General features: G+C 47.6%; 1 pseudogene. It reads left to right on the top strand.

Going from position 1 to position 401, the window contains the following annotated elements:
* Positions 1 to 236, top strand: a pseudogene (locus A3751_RS17485) (ABC-F family ATPase); the annotation flags it as partial.
* Between the last annotated feature and the right edge of the window lie 165 nt (positions 237 to 401).

Here is a 401-nt window from a genome sequence, read left to right on the forward strand (position 1 = left end):
TAATGGATGAGCCAACGAACCACATGGACATGGAAGCGATCGAGTCACTCAACGAGGCGCTTAAAGCCTTCGATGGCACCTTGATCTTTGTGAGTCATGACAGAGAGTTTGTTTCTTCGCTCGCGACGAGAGTGATCGAAATTAAAGATAAAAAGCTTGTCGATTTCCAAGGGACCTATGAAGAGTATCTTGCGGATCAAGCGGCGAAACAAAAGAACGGCATCATCGCAGCATAGTTTGTTTTCGCGTTATCGAAGGAGGGTCGCGACACTCTGCCCCTCCTTCGCTCTACTTTCCTCTCAAGCGTCTCAAGCCGCTCGCAATTACTCCAGTTAATCCTGTTACTCCTTTTGAAGCACGCGTATCGCCTGAAGTTCTTGTTGCCAAATCATAAGAAGAGG

Source organism: Oleiphilus sp. HI0080, from assembly GCF_001635135.1.